The 1,003-nt window shown below is 59.6% G+C and carries 1 protein-coding gene; it reads left to right on the top strand.

The features are described from left to right. Positions 1 to 177 precede the first annotated feature (177 nt). Positions 178 to 1,003, top strand: an 826-nt coding sequence (locus tag IO33_RS0141840; protein ID WP_031174314.1) for an AurF N-oxygenase family protein, incomplete at its 3' end; no start/stop codon positions are given.

Raw genomic sequence — 1,003 nt, 5'->3', positions numbered from 1 at the left:
AGGGTGCCCTCGCCGGAGTAGTCGAGATCGTGGTTGTCAGACACGCAAGGCCCACTTTCTTCACATCGAACGTTGACAAAAGAACCTGCTAACGGAGACACTAGCAGTATCGGGTACCCAGAGTATCGGGTATGAAGTCGAGACTCAGCTCGACCCGGAACACAACGGAGGTGTCACATGACCGTTCAAAATGTGGAGATCAAGCCCGACGTCTCGACGGAAGGCGTTGCGCGCGTCAGCGCCCGCAAGCCCGTCGACATGCAGAGGTCTGCCGGTCGACTGCTGCGTGCGGCGGCCGAGAAATTTTATGACGCGGAGATCGACATCGATTGGGACTCGCCTTGGGAGGAAGGAAAGTACTTCCTGCCAGAGCATCGGGTCTCGCTCTACGGCACCAAGCTGTGGGAGAAGATGAGCGACGAGCAGAAGGTGGAACTCGGGCGCCACGAGATCGTCAGCATTCTCAGCTTCGGTATGTACGCAGAGAATCTGCTCAGTTCGGCGCTGCTCCGAATGTCTGCCAAAGGCGCCCTGACAGATCAAAGGTCCCTCTACGCCCTCAACGAGATCGGCGACGAGGCACGCCATTCGACGATGTTCGCCCGGCTGATCAACAAGACGGGGGTGGCACCGTACAAGTTACCGAAGGGGTTCTTGAGCTTCGCGAAGATCTTGCACTTCGTGCCTCTCGGCCCGTCCGTGTCCGGTGCGACACTGCTCATCGAGGAGATCCTCGACCGCGCTCAGCGTGAGGCGATGAATGACCCGAAGATGCAGCCGCACCTGCGCCAGCTCATGAAGATCCACGTTCTCGAAGAGGCCCGCCACATTACGTTCGCGCGGCTGGAAATGGTGGAGGGCATGCAACGCCGCGGGCGAATCTCCCGCGCTTGGCATCGAGGCACGTTGGCGGCCATTGCGAACTTTGCGTACCCGTTGCTCATCAATCCGAAGGTATACCCGGCTAACGGAATCAACCGGCTGCGTGGCCTGTGGGCGCAGC

Source organism: Streptomyces durhamensis, assembly GCF_000725475.1.
Classification (GTDB): domain Bacteria; phylum Actinomycetota; class Actinomycetes; order Streptomycetales; family Streptomycetaceae; genus Streptomyces; species Streptomyces filipinensis.
The sequence above is the reverse complement of the archived record's forward strand: the minus strand, read 5'-3'. Positions and strand labels throughout refer to the sequence as shown.